Source organism: Bradyrhizobium sp. WCU1, from assembly GCF_053474805.1.
On the sequence record NZ_CM130280.1, the window covers coordinates 6,203,655 to 6,219,818 of the forward strand.

Sequence of the window (16,164 nt, forward strand, 5' to 3'; positions counted from 1 at the left end):
GAGCTGTCATGGATCGTCGAGATTGCAGGCACCACGGCCCGGGCTTGCGGTGTTGGCGGCACCTTAGCAGATAGTGATCCGCACCGCCTCAGGCAACCTGAGGCGGCTTCGGCATGCACGCAGCACTGGCTGACGTCATTGTCGCCAGCACTGCTCGCAATCACGGGGCGGGAACGGATCCGTTGAACGCCGCCCTGACCTCCTTCACCGGCGCCATGTCGCGGACATAGCTGAACGAGCCCTTGTCCTTCATCTCGCGGGCGGAGCGCAAGAAGGCGTTGAGCGCGTGGCGCTCCATCGCGCCGCCGGTGCTGATGCGCTTGACGCCGGCGGCGGCGATCTGATCGACCGTCAGGGTCGGATCGGCAAAGCCCATCACCAGGTTGAATGGCTTGCCGAGCGAGGCCGTCACCGTGCGGATGGTCTTGGCGTCGTACACGCCGGGTGCGTACAACACGTCGGCGCCGACCGCCTCGAAGGCCTGCAGCCGCTTGATGGTGTCGTCGAGATCGTTGCGGCCGTGCAGCAGGTTCTCCGCCCGCGCGGTCAGCATGAACGGGAACGGCAGCGCCCGTGCCGCTTCGACCGCCGCCTGCACCCGCTCGACCGCGAGCGAGAAGTCGTAGATCGGATGCTCGCGATTGCCGGTCGAGTCCTCGATCGAGCCGCCGACCACGCCGGCCTCTGCTGCGCGGGTGATCGCCCTTGCCGCGGTCTTCGGATCATCGGCGCCGCAATTCTCGAGGTCGGCGTTCACGGGCAGGTCGGTGGCCTCCACGATCATCCGGCAATTCTCGATGATAGCGTCGAGGCTGATGGTGGACTGCCCGAGCGTGTTGGCGACCCCGAGGCTGGTGGTCGCGAGCGCCTCGAACCCCATGGCAGCGAGCAGTTTCGCGGTTCCGGCATCCCAGGGGTTGGGAATGATGAAGGCGCCGGGCCGCTGATGCAGCTCGCGAAACCGTGCTGCCTTGTCTGCCTGGGTGCGCATGTGAACTCCTGATGGTTGGGAAAGCGACTGGCAGCAAGCGATAGGGTGGTTTCGATCATCAGACAAATTTGTTATTTCTCTCGATATCATTAGCTTTTTGCATGAGGCGAGAATGGACAGCGACGCGCTCAACACGTTCCTGGTAGTGCATCGCCGCGGCGGGATCTCGAACGCCGCGAAGGCGCTGCATCGCTCGCAGCCGGCGATCTCTAGGCGGATCGCGCTGCTCGAGCAGGAGCTCGGCGTGCCCCTGTTCGAGCGCATCGGAGGCAAGACGCGGCTCAGCGATGCAGGGCGGGTGATGGTGCCCTACGCCGAGCGCGCGGTGGCGGCGGCGCAGGATGCCGAGAACGCGGTGCGCGCGCTGCTGCGCGACAATTCCGGCCCGGTGGCGCTGGCGGTGACCGGCACGCTGGCGGGCGAGCGGCTCTCGAAGGTGCTGAAGCGGTTCGCCCGCCGGCATCCGGATGTCGCGCTGACCTTGCGCACGGCGACCAGCGCCGAGGTCAGCGACCAGATCCGGCGCGGCGAGGCGACGATCGGGCTGCGCTACGACCGCGACCGCTCAGGTGACCTCGAATGCGAGGTGCTGTTCGCCGAGCCGCTCCAGGTGGTCTGCGCGCCGGACCATCCGCTGGCGGGACGGAGGGTCGGCAGGCTCGCCGATCTCCGGGACGAGCGGTGGATCGCCTTTCCCGAGGTGCCGGGCCGGCGCGAGATCACGGCCTCCCATGTGTTCGCGCTGTTCCTGACCCACGGGCTCGGCGAGGTCGCATGGACGCCGGTCGACAGCCTGACGGCGCAGAAGCGGCTGGTCGAGGCGGGGCTCGGGATCGCGCTGCTGTCACACAGCAATGCGGCGGAGGAGCTGCGGACCTCGGCGATCGCGACCATCCGCGTCGGCAATCTCACTGCCAGTCACGAGGTCGTCGCGGTGACACGGCACGGCGGCTTCCTCAGCGCCGCGTCGCGCCGCCTGCTCGACATCATCCGCGCAGACTTCACCAAGGCAAGGGGCACAAACGCGTCGCGCCGGAACAAGGTCCGGCGCGCGTAGCAACTCGAAGGTGAGCGAAGCCGGGGCGTGAACCTAGGTTCCCGCCTTGACCTGGGCCACCGCCACGGCCAGCAGCTCGTCCATCTTGGCGCGGATATCGCGCTCGGTGGCGGGCTGGCCCTTGGCCGTGAGGTCCTTCAGAACCTTGTGCAGGACGTCGTTGTCGCCGGCTTCCTCGAAATCGGCGGCCACCACCTCCTTGGCATAGGCGTTGGCGGCATCGCCCGTGATGCCGAGCTTCTCGGCAGCCCACAGGCCGAGCAGCTTGTTCCGGCGGGCTTCCGCCTTGAACTTCAGCTCCTCGTCGAGGGCGAACTTCTTCTCGAAACCTTCCTCGCGCTTGTTGAACTCGTTCATGGCCGAAGTTCCAATCCCTGCTGAATGCGGGCCGCAGCTCGTTGCGGCAGCCCCGATGCCTGCCTAGATAGTTGGGAGGAATCGGCAAGACAACGAGCCGTTAAGCCGCAGGCAAAACAGGCGGAATCGGCCCTTTTCGATAGGGCGGTATAAGTGCCCGCAAGGGGGCACTATCGATTGTGCTGGATGGGCCAATCGGATAGGTTGCCAACAGGCGTGGTTCTTGTTCTGTTTCCAGTTGGATAGCTCAGGTTCCAGGCCTCCGCGGCAGCTCCGTCGTGGGTCGTAACCCCAAGTCATCCGGAGCACCCAAATTCATGGATTTCAACAAAACACGGTACATCCCAATGAGCCGTCGACGCCGCATTTATGAAGGCAAGGCCAAGGTGCTTTACGAAGGCCCCGAGCCGGGAACCCTGATCCAGCACTTCAAGGACGACGCGACCGCGTTCAATGCCAAGAAACACCAGGTGATCGAGGGCAAGGGCGTCCTCAACAACCGGATTTCGGAGTACCTGTTTCAGCACCTCAACGACATCGGGGTGCCGACCCACTTCATCCGTCGCCTCAACATGCGCGAGCAGCTGATTCGCGAGGTCGAGATCGTGCCGCTCGAGGTGGTGGTACGGAACGTCGCCGCCGGCTCGCTGTCGCAGCGGCTCGGGATCGAGGAGGGCACCCAGCTGCCGCGCTCGATCATCGAGTTCTATTACAAGAACGACCAGCTCAACGACCCGATGGTGTCGGAAGAGCACATCACCGCGTTCGGCTGGGCCACGCCCCAGGAGATCGACGACATCATGGCGCTGGCCATCCGCGTCAACGACTTCCTGACCGGCCTCTTCCTCGGCATCGGTATCCGCCTCGTCGACTTCAAGATGGAGTGCGGGCGGCTGTTCGAGAACGAGATGATGCGGATCATCGTCGCCGACGAGATCTCGCCGGACTCCTGCCGGCTGTGGGACATCAAGTCGAACGAGAAGCTCGACAAGGACCGTTTCCGCCGCGATCTCGGCGGTCTGCTCGAAGCGTACACCGAGGTCGCGAAGCGGCTCGGCATCCTGATCGAAAACGAGCGGCCCGCTGGAAGCGGCCCGGTGCTGGTGAAAAGTTAAGGGGCTATCGTGAAGGCACGTGTCACTGTTACGTTGAAGTCGGGCATCCTCGATCCGCAGGGCAAGGCGATCGAGGGCGCGCTGAAATCGCTCGGCGTCGACGGCATCGCGAGCGTTCGCCAGGGCAAGGTGTTCGACATCGAGCTCGCCGCGACCGACAAGGCCAAGGCGGAGGCGGCATTGAAGGCCGCCGCCGACAAGCTTTTGGCGAACACCGTGATCGAGAACTACCGGGTCGAGGTCCTGAGCTAGCCGGGCGCGCCAGATGACAACAGCCACCCTCGCTGCTGGCGGTGACCGTATCGTCGTCCGATCGTTGTTGGCTGCTCTGCTGACGGTTGCTGGATGCGGCGGTGTCTCGGCGCAATCGGCGCCGCCGCCACCCTCCGCCACGACGCAGGCGCCGCCGTTCACGGTCAGCGGATGGAGCTACGAGCGCCGCGGCTCCGATGCGCACATGTTCCGCTGCACGCAGTCGTCCTGCGGTGCGGGCTCCAAGGTGAGCTACCGGTACTATATCGGCGGAAAGCAGATGACGCTCGACCAGTTCCGTGCGGGGCAGGAGCAGATCATCAAGGCGCTGGAACAGCGGACGCCCGGACAGCGGATTACGCTGCTCGGCGTTGACGGCGACAAGGGCACGGCGACGCCGCGCATGTTCAAGGCACGGCGTCTGACCGTGACGGCCGATGGCGCAAGCGAGTATCAAGTCAGCGGCTTGCTGATCGGCGGACAAGGCTCCGCCAGCCTGATCAGTTCGGCGCGCGACGAGAAAGCCAGCAACGACAATTACGCAAAGTTTGCCGCCGCAGCGAAGCTCGTGCTGGCGCCCAAAACCAGGTGATCCGATGAAATCAGCCGTCCTCGTCTTCCCCGGCATCAACCGCGAGCGCGACATGGCGCGAGCGCTGAAACTGGCCTCCGGCAACGAGACCGCAATGGTCTGGCACGCCGAGACCGCGCTGCCAAAAGGCACCGACCTCGTGGTGGTGCCCGGCGGCTTCTCCTATGGCGATTATCTGCGCTGCGGCGCTATCGCGGCGCGCGCGCCCGTGATGGACGCCGTGCGCGACTTCGCAGCCTCGGGCGGGCTGGTGCTCGGCGTCTGCAACGGTTTCCAGATTCTGTGCGAGTCCGGTCTGCTGCCGGGCGTCTTGATGCGCAATGCCGGGCTGAAATTCGTCTGCCGTGACGTGCACATGAAGGTCGAGCGCTCCGACACCCCGTTCACCCGCGGCTACAATGCCGGCCAGGTGATCCGCGTGCCGGTGGCGCATGGCGAGGGCAATTACGAGGCCGACGAAGAGACGCTGAAGCGGCTCGAGGGCGACGGGCGGGTGCTCTACCGCTACTGCTCGGCCGATGGCGTGGTCGACGAGGCCTCCAACTTCAACGGCGCCGCGCATTCGATCGCCGGCATCGTCAACGAGCGCGGTAACGTGCTCGGCATGATGCCGCATCCGGAAAACCACGTCGAAGAGATCATGGGCTGCACCGATGGCCGCGGCCTGTTCGCCGGGCTGGTCCAGCAGTTCGAGAAGGCGGCATAGCCATCATGCTGGGACGGTACCTTGCCGCGGCCGCAGCCGCGGTTCTGCTGCTTGTGACATCGGCTCACGCCCAGGACTTCCCCAAGCGTCCGATCACGATGATCGTGCCGTTCACGGCCGGCGGCACCTCCGACGTGATCGCCCGCGCGGTCGCCGACCAGATGAGCGCGGCGCTCGGCCAGAGCATCATCATCGAGAATGTCGGCGGCGCGGGCGGCTCGACCGCGCTGACCCGCGCGGCGCGCGCCGAGCCGGACGGCTACACGATCGCGATCGGCAATGCCGGCACCAACGCCGCGACCTACACGATCTATCCAAAACTGTCGTTCACGCCGGACTCCTTCGCGCCGATCGCGGTGGTGGCGAAAACCTTCGGCATCGTCGCTTTGCGCAAGGATTTTCCGGCCAGGGACCTCAAGGACTTCATCGACTACGCCAAGAAGAACCCGGGGAAGGTCAATCTCGGCCATGCCGGCGTCGGCTCGTCGAATTATCTGATCTGCAAGAGCTTCGTGCATGCCGCCGGGATCGACGTGCAGCTGGTCGGCTATCGCGGCGCCGCGCTGGCGCTGACCGATGCGATCGGCAGCCAGATCGACGGCGTCTGCGATGCCGCGGCCTCGGTGTCGCAGGCGATCGACGACAAGCTCGTGAAGGCGGTCGTGGTCGGCTCGACGGTGCGGCTCGCCTCGCTGCCGGAGCTGCCGACCTCGAGCGAGGCCGGGCTGCCCGAGTTCGAGGCGCAGGGCTGGAACGGCCTGTTCGCGCCGAAGGGCACCCCGCCCGAGATCATCGCCAGGCTCAACGCCGCCGCACGCACCGCGGTCGCAAGCGACGCGGTGAAGAAGCGGTTCGCCGATCTGTCGACGGTCGCGCCGGACGCCGACGAGCTCGCGCCCGAGGTGCTGCAGCAACTCGTGGCCCGCGACGTCGCGAAATACCGCGCGCTGCTCGCCGACGACAAGAAGTAGCGCCTCCGAAATGCAGGCGACATCAGAAGAGGAAAAGCGCGCTGAAGAGGAGCGCAAGGCTCGCTGCGAAGCGCAATAGGAACCGTGAACCCGGACTGTTCGGTCTGCGACCAATGCAGGGATAATCGCCTCCGTTTCACAATCTCTTCACGCTAGCGCGGCCGGCATGGCAACCGGGGATTGTCGCAGCGTGCCGGGCACGTTATGACGAGGGCGATTGGGATGGTCTGTCCGGTTCGCGGGGATCCGCAATGCCTGTTGCATTGGTCATATTGCTGCTCGACATCACGCTGATCTACCACGCCTCGCGCACCGGGCGCTTGCAGCCGTGGGCCTTCATCATCCTGATGGTGCCGCTGATCGGCGCGATCGCCTACATCGTCGTCGAGCTGATTCCGGAATGGTGGGGCGGACCGGGCGCCGCGCAGGCGCGCAAGCGCGTCGCCAACCGGCTCGATCCCGAGAAGCGGTATCGCGAACTGTCCGACCGGCTCGCGACATCAGACACGATCGCCAACCGCGCGGCGCTGGCCGCGGAGTGCCAGGCGATCGGGCGCTTCGAGGAGGCGGAGAGCCACTACGACCATGTGTTGGGGTTGCCGCAGGGCGACGATCCGGCTTACGCGCTGGCCAAGGCGCAGGCCCAGTTCGGCCGCAAGCAGCCGGCCGAGGCGCTGGCGACGCTCGACGCCTTGCGCGAGCGCTGGCCGGATTTCGAGTCCGCCGAGGGGCATCTGCTCTATGCCCGTTCGCTCGCCGAACTGGGTCGGCTCGACGAGGCACTGGAGGAGTATCAGGCGGTGTCGCAGTACTTCCCCGGCGCTGAGGCGCGGGTCCGCTATGGCCTGCTGCTGCAGCTGGTCGGCCGCACCGCCGAGGCGCGCATGGTGTTCAACGAGCTATTGATCCAGATGCGGCGCGCGCCGAAATACCTGCGCGATGCGCAGGCCGAATGGCTCTCGATCGCCGAGAAGCAGCTATCGACTTGAGCTGCGACTACCCCTGCGCAGCCACCGCTTAACCGCATCGCCCGGCACCGTCATCGCGGCGACGCCGAACATGACCAGCACGAGTCCCAGTGCCAGGTTCGACGGCACGGATTCCCCGAGCAGGATCACCGACAGCGCGACGCCGATCGGAATCCGCAGATAGCCTTGCGCATTGGTCGTCAGCGTGCCGAGCCGCGTCAGGCACATGTAGAACAGCATCAGGCCGAACGCGCTGGAGAAGATGCCCTTCACGACGGTGGCGACCAGCGCCTGCGGCGTCGGATGCAGCGTCCAGGGATGGTCGATAATCAGGGCGACCGGCAGCAGCACGGTGCCGCCGAACAAGAGCGAGCCGGCGGCGACCACCATCGGATCGTAATCCGACAACCGCAGTCCGAAGATCGTCGCGCAGGCGAACGAGATGGTGGCGAGCAGGATCGCGATCTCCGCGAATATTTCCTTGCCGAAGCCCGAGAGCGCGTCGAGGCCGATGATCGCGACCGTGCCGGCGAGGCCGAGGATCGCGCCGGCCAGCTTGAGCAGCGAGGCCGGCTCGTGCCGCGTGATCGCCCAGGTGATCAGGAAGGCGAAGATCGGCGTCGTCGAGGCCAGCACCACGGTGTTGGACGCCGGCACATAGAGCTGCGCCCAGGTGATCACCAGGAACGGGATCGTCGAGTTGATGGTCTGCTGGAAGGCGAACAGCTTCCACGCCTTGATGTCGGTGGGGATGCGGATGCCGCGGATCCGCAGCACGACGAGCAGGAAGGCTGCCGCCACCAGCGAGCGGGCGGAAATGAAGGTGACCGGCGGGATCGAGCCGAGGCCGATCTTGGTCAGCGGATAGGTCGAGCTCCAGCAGCAGGCCAGCGCCAGCAGCAGCGCATAGTCGCGCCAGCCGCGCGCACCGGGCGCCGATATGGACGGATGGGGCGTGATCGCGGGAGCCGTCACGCCGCCCGTGTTCGCTGTGCTCTTCGGCACCTTGATTGGCTCCCTTCGCGCATTGTCGCGCGATGGGGCGAATGTAGCTTGGCCACAGGGCGAAAGGCTAGAGGCGGTGGTTCAATAGTGAAAAGCGACGGACGCGCGTGGCGTCCGTCGCACGGAATTTAGCTGAGATACTAGCGCAGCACCTCGTTCAGCACCTCGCCATCGACGTGATGCGGTGTGGTGCCGAGGATCCGCATGATGGTTGGCGCCACGTCGATGTTGCGCATGTGCCGTACTACGGTATCCCTGCGGATCTGCGGTCCCGCGGCGATGAATGTCGCGCTCATCACCGGAAGCTCGGGGTCGTGACCGTGGGCGCCGTAGAAGTTCGGCATCGACAGCGCGGTGGTCGCCGAATTGAACGGCGCATCGCCCTGGCGTGCGACGCCCGGATTCTGCACGCCGTCGAAATTGTAGCCGGGCGCCATCAGCGCGAACACGTCGCCATAGTCCTGGCCGACGGTCTTGCTGGTGCACTGTCCGGTGCCGGCGTCGCATTGCAGCGGCCGGGTCTCGACGACGGTGAAGATGCGCTGCTCCTTGAGCGAGTAGTTGAAGCGTGCGTTGGGATCGACCGCGTTCTTCACCGCATCGGTGATCTGCGTCACCAGGGCCCGGTAGGTCGCAAGATCCACGGTGCCGCCGAGCTCGCGGTTCTGCAGGTTGACGTAGATGTCGGCCGCAGGGCCCGAGGTGCGGATGCCGACCTTGCTGGTGTCGATGCCCGCGTTGCGCAGGATGTTGGTGAGGTTGACCGAGGTGTGGAACGGCGCGAAGCCGTGATCCGACACCACGACGACGTTGCTGTCATGGCCCGCCGCTTCGGCGACCTGCTTCACCGCCTTGTCGGCGGTCTGGTAAGCGAAGCGGATGTAGGAGGCGTAGCGCTTGACCTTGGCGGGGTCCTGGTTGGCGCCGATCGAGTTCGGATCCGCCGGGTTGGTGCCCTGGCGCGGATCGGTGAGCAGGAACTGGTGCTCGGAGCCGTCGGGTTGCTCGATATAGACCATCACGAGGTCGGCGTCCGGATGGGTCTTGATGGCACGCTCGCCGATATTGGCCTGGTAGCGCACGAAGGTCTTCACCATGTCCTCGTACATCGTCTCGATCTCGACGTCGGGGAAGTTGGTGAAGCCCGGGCTCAGGCGCTCCGGGATGCGGAAGTCGGCCTGCGCACGCCAGAACCCGATGTTGTTGTTGATGTCGTCGACGTCGGCGAGAACCGGCGTGTTGCGCGGGATGTAGTTGGCACCGTAGCGGGCGAAGCGCACCACCGAGAGGTCCGGCGACAGTGCCGAGACGAAGTAGGCGGCACCGACCTTGGCGCCGCTGCCCTCGAAGAAGAACGGCGCGTTCTCGCCACCGAACCTGGCATAAGCCGGCCCGGTCGACGGTGCATGGAACGGACCTGCGGTGATGCCGCGGTTCTCGTCGAAGAACACCAGCGTGTCGTAGTTCACCTTGCGATCGTTCGTGGTGTCGATCGCGGCGACGCGGATCGAGTATTTGACGTCAAGCGTCGACGCATTGGTGCAGGTCGCGGTTGCAGCCGCGGAACATGAGAACGTCTCGATCGGCGCCGAGGTCACCAGCACCGGGCTGAACGAGAAATGACCTGCCGCCTGCAGCGCTGCGACGATGCCGGGATCGGCGGTGAAGTCGCTGCGCGACAGCGTGAAGCCCTGGGCTCCGATGCCGCCGAATGCGCCGAACGGGACCGTGAAGTCGGTCACGCGGGTCGGCTGCGCCGGTTGCACCACGGTCTTGTTGATGGAGATGTCGGCGCCGTCGCCGCCGGGCCAGGTCGCGGTGACGACCTTCTTGCCCTGCTGGCGCAGCTGCACCCACAGGGGCTCGGCCGTCGGGTGCGCCGACGGCCCGAGCGGGCTCTCGGTGTAGCCGCCGATCGGGGCCGCGAAGCCGCTGATGCTGCTGGAGATCAGCCCGACGATCGGCTGGAACGTGTTCGAGGGGATGTCGTTGTGGACCGCGGTCGAGCCGGTCGCGATCGCGATGTGCGACACCGCGGTGAGCGACGGTGATGCCGTCACGTTCTGCAGCGCCACCGCGCCGCGCCGGCTGAGCCGGGCGAGGCCGCCGTCGCGCGGCAGCACGCCTTCCTCGATGAATTTCTGGATGAAATCGGGTTTTGCACCGTCGAGCGAGATCAGCACCACGCGTGGCTTGCGACCATGATGGCCGCCGTCATGGTCTTGATCCTGGTCCTGATCGTGCCCGCGGGAGTCGCTGCCGCGATCGCCATTGTCGCCGTCCTGTCCGGCGCGCGCCGGAGTTGCGGTCCAGGCCAGCGATGCGACAAGCGTCATTGCCGTCGTGACGGAAACAAACGTCTTCAATGTCATGAGAATGCCCCAAGCTCGCTGCGCGAATGCACAAACCGAAACCGTTCGGCAATCTACGGAAGCTTGGCTGACGGGCATGTGACGCATGCGCGACGACGCAACGACAGCATCTCGTCGCGTCACAACTGCAGTGCGCATTGCTTCACACGAAGAACGCGCGTGAACACAACGCGCTAGAGCCGCGCCTTCGATTCAATCCGCGCCGATGTAACGGCCGGATGACGACGCGTGTTCACGGCGCGTGCGTGTTCTCAAGCGAAGCGAGGTGCGCGTGCTTACGCTGTCGGCTCCGCCGGCGCCTTGCGCTTCACGCGCTTGATGGTGCCGGAGAAGGTGAACAGCGGTCGCTCGGCCGATGTCAGCATGCCACGCACGAAGATCAGCGAGCCGCCGGCGCGGGTGACCTCGCCGCTGCATTCGATCAGATCGCCCTCGCGGGCCGCGTCGAGGAATTCCGACGCGAACGAGACCGTGACGCCGGGACCCTGGAGCACCGAGCCGGCGAGCGCGAACAGGCAGTAATCCGCGAAGGTCATGAAGCAGCCGCCATGGACATTGCCGGAGCCGTTGAGGTGCTTCCTGGCGACCCGGAACGCGCAGGAGATGCGGCCGGTCTCGTCCATCCGGTGGTAAAACGGGCCGGTATGGGTCTCGAAATTGTCCCGCGTCCAGGTTCGCCAGCCGGCGAATTCGCCCTCGGTTTCGACGTGCAGGTCGGGGCGGCGGTTGAATGCGGTGTTGAGTGCGGTCGGGGCGAGCTCGTTCACGAAATCTGGGCCTTCAATTGTCGGGTTCGGGTCCTTAAATCCGATCCATCCCCATTGTGCAAATCCCGGGTACCGACCCCAAGCCGGGTCCAACCGCCGCAAAGCTCTGGACAGGCCGGAAATGGGCCGTAAAAGGCCTTTTCGCCCCCGTTCGATCTACCTATTAAGGGTCCCATGACCGCGCCCAAGAACGACCCCAAGAACGATCCTAAGAACGAGCCCCAGATCACCCCCGAACTCGTCGCCGCCCACGGGCTGAAGCCGGACGAGTACGAGCGCATCCTCAAGCTGATCGGGCGGGTTCCGACCTTCACCGAACTCGGCATCTTCTCGGCGATGTGGAACGAGCATTGCTCGTACAAGTCGTCCCGGATCCATCTGCGTGGGCTGCCGACCAAGGCGCCCTGGGTGATCCAGGGCCCCGGCGAGAATGCCGGCGTGATCGACATCGGCGACGGCCAGGCCGTGGTCTTCAAGATGGAGAGCCACAACCACCCGAGCTACATCGAGCCCTATCAGGGCGCCACCACCGGCGTCGGCGGCATCCTGCGCGACGTCTTCACCATGGGCGCCCGCCCGATCGCCTGCCTGAACGCGCTGAGCTTCGGCGCGCCGGAGCACCCCAAGACCCGGCACCTGGTGTCCGGCGTGGTCGCGGGCGTCGGCGGCTACGGCAATTCGTTCGGCGTGCCGACGGTCGGCGGCCAGGTGCGCTTCCACACCCGCTACGACGGCAACATCCTGGTCAACGCGATGGCGGTGGGCCTCGCCGATGCCGACAAGATCTTCTACGCGGCGGCCTCCGGCGTGAACATGCCGATCGTCTATCTCGGTTCCAAGACCGGCCGCGACGGCATCCATGGCGCCTCGATGGCCTCGGCCGAATTCGACGACGCCTCCGAGGAGAAGCGCCCGACCGTGCAGGTCGGCGACCCCTTCGCCGAGAAGCTGCTTTTGGAAGCCTGCCTCGAGATCATGGAAGCCGATTGCGTGATCGCGATCCAGGACATGGGCGCGGCCGGCCTGACCTGCTCGGCGGTCGAGATGGGCGCCAAGGGCGACCTCGGCGTCGAGCTCGACCTCAGCGCGGTGCCGACCCGCGAGACCGGCATGAGCGCTTACGAGATGATGCTCTCGGAGAGCCAGGAGCGCATGCTGATGGTGCTCAAGCCCGAGAAGGAGCAGGAGGCCGAGGCGATCTTCCGCAAATGGGGGCTCGATTTCGCCATCGTCGGCTACACCACGCCGACCAAGCGCTTCGTCGTCAAGCATGGCGGCGACGTGATGGCCGACCTGCCGATCAAGGAGCTCGGCGACGAGGCGCCGGTCTATGACCGTCCGTATGTCGCCTCGAACGCGCTGCCGGTGATCCGCGGCCAGGACGTCGAGCCGCCGCTCGGCATCACCGCGGCGCTGGAGAAGCTGATCGGCACGCCCGAATTGTGTTCGAAGCGCTGGGTGTGGGAGCAGTACGACCACGTCATCCTCGGCAATACGATGCAGCGTCCCGGCGGCGATGCCGCCGTGGTCCGCGTCGAGGACGGGCCGAAGGGGCTTGCGCTCACCGTCGACGTCACGCCGCGCTATTGCGAGGCCGATCCGTTCGAGGGCGGCAAGCAGGCGGTGGCGGAGGCCTGGCGCAACATCACCGCGGTCGGCGGCCGGCCGCTCGCGATCACCGACAATCTCAATTTCGGCAACCCCGAGCGGCCCGAGATCATGGGCCAGTTCGTCGGCTGCCTGAAGGGCATCTCGGAGGCCTGCCGCGCGCTGGACTTCCCGGTCGTGTCCGGCAACGTCTCGCTCTACAACGAGACCAACGGCCGCGGCATCCTGCCGACGCCCTCGATCGGCGGCGTCGGGCTGCTCGACGACTTCACCAAGTCGGCGACGCTGGCGTTCAAGGCGTCGGGCGAGGCGATTCTGCTGGTCGGCGACACCCAAGGCTGGCTCGGCCAATCGGTCTATCTGCGCGACGTCTGCGGCCGCGAGGAGGGCGCTCCGCCGCCGGTCGATCTCGCCACCGAGAAGCGCAACGGCGACGTGGTGCGCGGCATGATCCGCGCCGGCACCGCGACCGCGGTGCATGACGTCTCCGACGGTGGCCTGTTGATCGCGCTGGCCGAGATGGCGATCGCAAGCGGTATCGGCGCGCAGCTGCTGGCGGCGCCGTCCTCGATCGTGCCGCATGCCTATTGGTACGGCGAGGATCAGGCCCGCTACATCGTCACGGTGCCGGCAGCGGATGCCGGTCTCGTGCTTGCGAAGATGAAGGGTGCAGGCGTGCCCTGCGCACGTATCGGCACCACCGGTGGCGATGCCATCGCAGTGGCTGGCGAGGCGCCGGTTGCGGTGGAGACGCTCGCTCGCGCCTTCGAGCACTGGCTGCCGAATTACATGCGCAACGGCGCGGCCTGATCCGGATGGATCAGGCGCTGTGGCGCGAAGCAGCAATCTTGATAGCGCGATGAACCCATCATCGCGCTATTGTCTTATGTCCGGGCGCGATCCTTTTGGATCAAGCGCTAGGTTGCGCCGCGGATCGCGCGCCACGCAAAGATGATGATGACGGCGCCGATGAAGCCGGCGATCAGATAGCTGATCCATCCTCCGCCGAGCGATACGCCAAGCAGACCCAACAGCCAGTTCGCCAGCGCGGCGCCGACGATGCCGAGGATGATATTCATGAAGATGCCGGTTCCGGTCTTCATGAACATCTCGGCGAGCCAGCCGGCCAATCCGCCGACGATGATTGCCGCGATCCATCCAACTTGAGGGTCGTTCATTCTGGGACTCCCTAGGGTCAAGCAGTCCGGCCAGCATAACCGAGAATCACCCGATGGCATGTGACCAATGGCAGGTTGTGCGCAACTTGTCGGTGGTGGCGTCCGGTCTCAGCCCTGCCGCTTGCGCCGCTGGCGGCGTTCGGCAGCAGTGATCAGGACGCGCGGGCCGGGGCCTTGGGTGCCGAGCCTGTCCTCGCCATTGCGTAGCGGGCAATCAGTCAGCGACAGGCAGCCGCAGCCGATGCAGCTGAACAGCTTGTCCCTGAGATCAGTGAGATCGTCGATCCGCTGCTGCAACGCAGCGGTCCAGTTCCGCATCGCGCGCTCCCACTCGCGCAGCGTCGGAGCGCGCTCCAGTGGTATCGCGGAAAAAGTCTGCCTGATCTCCTCCAGCGGAATTCCGGCGCGCTGGGCGATCCGGATCACCGCGATCCGCCGCAGCACGCCGCGCGGATAACGCCGCTGATTGCCGCCGGTGCGCCGGCTCGCGATCAACCCCTTGGTCTCGTAGAAGTGAAGAGTGGAGACTGCGAGCCCGCTGCGCCTTGCGACTTCGCCGACTGAAAGCTCGGTGGCTGGCACCATCGCGGACGATCCTGTGTTCGGCCTGTTGACCTCAACTATGCTTGAGGTTCTATATCACTCGGCAGCTTGCAGGAGCAAGCATCCGGCTGATACCGCCGGCTCGCCGTTCTGGAATCGAAATGCCGTCCGCGTCATCTCCTTCGCGCGCGCCGCTGCGTGCTCGCGCAGTGCTGCTTCGCATTGCCTGCTTGTTGGTCGCCGTCCCCGCCGCGCCTGCCGGACCGGCCGAACATCCTCGCCGCCGGTCAATGCGAAGGCGACATCGCCACCTTCTTCTCCACCCTGATGAGTAAATCATGACTGTCTCAGAGAATATTCATGCCGCCAGACTAGAGGCTGGCAGCGCTCAAGACCGCCTTCCGGTCGGGCAATTGCTGGCGTTCACCGTGGCGGGCTTCCTCGCCATCATGACCGAGAACATGCCCGCCGGTTTGCTTCCGCAGATCGGCACTGGCCTCGGCGTGTCGGAAGCCATGGCAGGGCAGACGGTTACGCTCTACGCGCTCGGGTCGGTTGTCGCCGCCGTTCCGGTGATTGCGGCGACGCGGAGCTGGAATCGCCGCCCGCTGTTCCTGCTGGCGATTGCGGGGTTGCTGATCTTCAACACGATGACGGCGGTTTCTGCCCAATACGGGCTGACACTCGTGGCCCGCTTTGTCGCCGGCATGTCGGCCGGCGTGGTGTGGGGGCTGGTCGCCGGCTATGCGCGGCGGCTGGCTCCGCAGAACCTGCAAGGCAGGGCGATGGCGATTGTCGGCGTCGGGCAACCCATCGCGCTTTCGCTCGGCGTGCCGCTCGGGTCATGGCTGGGCGGGATGTTCGACTGGCGGGCCGTCTTTTACATCATGTCCGCCATCGCATTGTTGCTGTTGGCGTGGGTCCGGCTCGCCGTCCCTGATTTTCCTGGTCAAGCCCGGCATCAACGTTTGCCCGTCCGCCTTGTCTTTCTCATTCCCGGGGTTCGGCCGGTCCTGTTGGTGCTGTTCGCATGGATACTCGCGCACAACATCCTCTACACCTATGTCGCTCCGTTCCTTGGTGCGACCGGAACGGATCTGCGCCTTGACCTCATCCTGCTCGTCTTCGGCGTGGCGTCGGTCGTCGGCATATGGGGCACCGGACTTCTGGTGGATCGCCAGTTGCGGGCGTTGACGCTGATCAGCTTGGCTGCCTTCGCTGTCGCCGCCATTCTTCTGGCGATACCGCATCACTCTGCCGTGCTGGTGCTGATCGGCGTGGCGGCCTGGGGACTGACTTTCGGGGGCGCACCCACGCTGCTGCAAACGGCACTGGCGGATTCGGCGGGTGACCACGCTGACGTCGCTCAATCCATCCTCGTCACGGTCTTCAATCTCGCGGTGGCCGGGGGAGGACTGATCGGAGGACTCGTCACCGACCAGGCCGGACCTGGTTGGCTGCCGTGGATTTTACTTCCCCTCGTCATGACTGCGCTGGCCACCGTGTGGCAGGCAAAAGCGCATGGCTTCAGGGCTGGGCGGCGAGCAGCATGACGAAGATGTGAGCGGACGCGACGGTCGGAATTCCCGTGATTGGAGGTTCTGCAATCTGCCTGGTCTTGACCTCAACCATGCTTGAGGTTCTATAACATCCGCGAGCTTGCAAGGGGCAAGCACCCGGCG

16 protein-coding genes are annotated in these 16,164 nt (G+C 65.6%); 9 read left to right on the forward strand and 7 right to left on the reverse strand.

Going from position 1 to position 16,164, the window contains the following annotated elements; all coding sequences use genetic code 11:
• Positions 1-160: 160 nt before the first annotated feature.
• The gene (locus ACTUWL_RS28965) at positions 161-991 is read right to left on the reverse strand and encodes an isocitrate lyase/PEP mutase family protein (protein WP_021077863.1); all 831 of its coding nucleotides are present in this window, start codon (positions 989-991) and stop codon (positions 161-163) included.
• 112 nt (positions 992-1,103) lie between these two features.
• Between ACTUWL_RS28965 and ACTUWL_RS28970 the strand changes: the two genes are divergently transcribed.
• Positions 1,104-2,048 (forward strand): LysR family transcriptional regulator, encoded by a 945-nt coding sequence (locus tag ACTUWL_RS28970; protein WP_021077862.1) that lies wholly within the window; start codon positions 1,104-1,106, stop codon positions 2,046-2,048.
• A 33-nt stretch (positions 2,049-2,081) separates the two neighbouring features.
• Here the strand turns inward: ACTUWL_RS28970 and ACTUWL_RS28975 are convergent, their stop codons facing one another.
• The gene (locus ACTUWL_RS28975; RefSeq protein ID WP_021077861.1) at positions 2,082-2,405 is read right to left on the reverse strand and encodes a DUF1476 domain-containing protein; all 324 of its coding nucleotides are present in this window, start codon (positions 2,403-2,405) and stop codon (positions 2,082-2,084) included.
• A gap of 347 nt (positions 2,406-2,752) precedes the next feature.
• On the opposite strand from ACTUWL_RS28975, the gene purC reads away from it, so the two are divergent.
• From purC to ACTUWL_RS29005, 6 genes are all read left to right on the forward strand, one after another.
• The gene (gene purC / locus ACTUWL_RS28980) at positions 2,753-3,520 is read left to right on the forward strand and encodes a phosphoribosylaminoimidazolesuccinocarboxamide synthase (RefSeq protein ID WP_016843454.1); all 768 of its coding nucleotides are present in this window, start codon (positions 2,753-2,755) and stop codon (positions 3,518-3,520) included.
• A 9-nt stretch (positions 3,521-3,529) separates the two neighbouring features.
• Positions 3,530-3,772 carry a phosphoribosylformylglycinamidine synthase subunit PurS gene (gene purS, locus ACTUWL_RS28985; RefSeq protein WP_021077860.1) on the forward strand — a complete coding sequence of 81 codons (243 nt, stop codon included), beginning with the start codon at positions 3,530-3,532 and terminating at the stop codon, positions 3,770-3,772.
• Between the two features lie 13 nt (positions 3,773-3,785).
• Positions 3,786-4,364 (forward strand): hypothetical protein, encoded by a 579-nt coding sequence (locus ACTUWL_RS28990; RefSeq protein WP_021077859.1) that lies wholly within the window; start codon positions 3,786-3,788, stop codon positions 4,362-4,364.
• A gap of 4 nt (positions 4,365-4,368) precedes the next feature.
• On the forward strand, positions 4,369-5,070 hold the full coding sequence (purQ, locus tag ACTUWL_RS28995) for a phosphoribosylformylglycinamidine synthase subunit PurQ (protein WP_021077858.1): 702 nt from the start codon (positions 4,369-4,371) through the stop codon (positions 5,068-5,070).
• Positions 5,071-5,075: 5 nt separating this feature from the next.
• A complete protein-coding gene (locus ACTUWL_RS29000) occupies positions 5,076-6,041 on the forward strand; it encodes a tripartite tricarboxylate transporter substrate-binding protein (protein WP_021077857.1) in 966 nt (321 codons plus the stop codon).
• A 251-nt stretch (positions 6,042-6,292) separates the two neighbouring features.
• Positions 6,293-7,030: a tetratricopeptide repeat protein gene (locus tag ACTUWL_RS29005; RefSeq protein WP_021077856.1), complete on the forward strand. Its 738-nt coding sequence runs from the start codon at positions 6,293-6,295 to the stop codon at positions 7,028-7,030.
• On the opposite strand, the gene ACTUWL_RS29010 is transcribed toward ACTUWL_RS29005, so the two are convergent.
• From ACTUWL_RS29010 to ACTUWL_RS29020, 3 genes are all read right to left on the reverse strand, one after another.
• Positions 7,019-8,014: a DMT family transporter gene (locus ACTUWL_RS29010; RefSeq protein ID WP_021077855.1), complete on the reverse strand. Its 996-nt coding sequence runs from the start codon at positions 8,012-8,014 to the stop codon at positions 7,019-7,021. The two genes, ACTUWL_RS29005 and ACTUWL_RS29010, sit on opposite strands and share 12 nt — an antisense overlap.
• 140 nt (positions 8,015-8,154) lie before the next feature.
• Positions 8,155-10,386 carry an alkaline phosphatase family protein gene (locus tag ACTUWL_RS29015; protein ID WP_021077854.1) on the reverse strand — a complete coding sequence of 744 codons (2,232 nt, stop codon included), beginning with the start codon at positions 10,384-10,386 and terminating at the stop codon, positions 8,155-8,157.
• A gap of 275 nt (positions 10,387-10,661) precedes the next feature.
• Positions 10,662-11,153, reverse strand: coding sequence for a PaaI family thioesterase (locus ACTUWL_RS29020; RefSeq protein WP_021077853.1), 492 nt, complete (start codon positions 11,151-11,153; stop codon positions 10,662-10,664).
• A gap of 174 nt (positions 11,154-11,327) precedes the next feature.
• On the opposite strand from ACTUWL_RS29020, the gene purL reads away from it, so the two are divergent.
• Positions 11,328-13,571, forward strand: coding sequence for a phosphoribosylformylglycinamidine synthase subunit PurL (gene purL / locus ACTUWL_RS29025; RefSeq protein WP_021077852.1), 2,244 nt, complete (start codon positions 11,328-11,330; stop codon positions 13,569-13,571).
• A gap of 107 nt (positions 13,572-13,678) precedes the next feature.
• On the opposite strand, the gene ACTUWL_RS29030 is transcribed toward purL, so the two are convergent.
• Together ACTUWL_RS29030 and soxR are read right to left on the reverse strand one after the other, a co-directional pair.
• A complete protein-coding gene (locus tag ACTUWL_RS29030) occupies positions 13,679-13,939 on the reverse strand; it encodes a GlsB/YeaQ/YmgE family stress response membrane protein (protein WP_021077851.1) in 261 nt (86 codons plus the stop codon).
• A 108-nt stretch (positions 13,940-14,047) separates the two neighbouring features.
• On the reverse strand, positions 14,048-14,524 hold the full coding sequence (gene soxR / locus ACTUWL_RS29035; RefSeq protein ID WP_021077850.1) for a redox-sensitive transcriptional activator SoxR: 477 nt from the start codon (positions 14,522-14,524) through the stop codon (positions 14,048-14,050).
• 296 nt (positions 14,525-14,820) lie between these two features.
• Here soxR and ACTUWL_RS29040 point away from each other — a divergent pair, with 296 nt between their 5' ends.
• A complete protein-coding gene (locus tag ACTUWL_RS29040) occupies positions 14,821-16,035 on the forward strand; it encodes an MFS transporter (protein ID WP_021077849.1) in 1,215 nt (404 codons plus the stop codon).
• Positions 16,036-16,164: the final 129 nt, after the last annotated feature.

What these genes read in the sequence shown, in the direction of transcription:
- ACTUWL_RS28975 (WP_021077861.1), bottom strand. Translation starts at nt 2,405, where the DNA reads ATGAACGAGTTCAACAAGCGCGAGGAAGGTTTCGAGAAGAAGTTCGCC.
- purC (WP_016843454.1), top strand. Translation starts at nt 2,753, where the DNA reads ATGAGCCGTCGACGCCGCATTTATGAAGGCAAGGCCAAGGTGCTTTAC.
- purQ (WP_021077858.1), top strand. Translation starts at nt 4,369, where the DNA reads ATGAAATCAGCCGTCCTCGTCTTCCCCGGCATCAACCGCGAGCGCGAC.
- ACTUWL_RS29015 (WP_021077854.1), bottom strand. Translation starts at nt 10,386, where the DNA reads ATGACATTGAAGACGTTTGTTTCCGTCACGACGGCAATGACGCTTGTC.
- ACTUWL_RS28965 (WP_021077863.1), bottom strand. Translation starts at nt 991, where the DNA reads ATGCGCACCCAGGCAGACAAGGCAGCACGGTTTCGCGAGCTGCATCAG.
- soxR (WP_021077850.1), bottom strand. Translation starts at nt 14,524, where the DNA reads ATGGTGCCAGCCACCGAGCTTTCAGTCGGCGAAGTCGCAAGGCGCAGC.
- ACTUWL_RS28970 (WP_021077862.1), top strand. Translation starts at nt 1,104, where the DNA reads ATGGACAGCGACGCGCTCAACACGTTCCTGGTAGTGCATCGCCGCGGC.
- ACTUWL_RS29000 (WP_021077857.1), top strand. Translation starts at nt 5,076, where the DNA reads ATGCTGGGACGGTACCTTGCCGCGGCCGCAGCCGCGGTTCTGCTGCTT.
- ACTUWL_RS29030 (WP_021077851.1), bottom strand. Translation starts at nt 13,939, where the DNA reads ATGAACGACCCTCAAGTTGGATGGATCGCGGCAATCATCGTCGGCGGA.
- ACTUWL_RS28990 (WP_021077859.1), top strand. Translation starts at nt 3,786, where the DNA reads ATGACAACAGCCACCCTCGCTGCTGGCGGTGACCGTATCGTCGTCCGA.
- ACTUWL_RS29005 (WP_021077856.1), top strand. Translation starts at nt 6,293, where the DNA reads ATGCCTGTTGCATTGGTCATATTGCTGCTCGACATCACGCTGATCTAC.
- ACTUWL_RS29040 (WP_021077849.1), top strand. Translation starts at nt 14,821, where the DNA reads ATGACTGTCTCAGAGAATATTCATGCCGCCAGACTAGAGGCTGGCAGC.
- purL (WP_021077852.1), top strand. Translation starts at nt 11,328, where the DNA reads ATGACCGCGCCCAAGAACGACCCCAAGAACGATCCTAAGAACGAGCCC.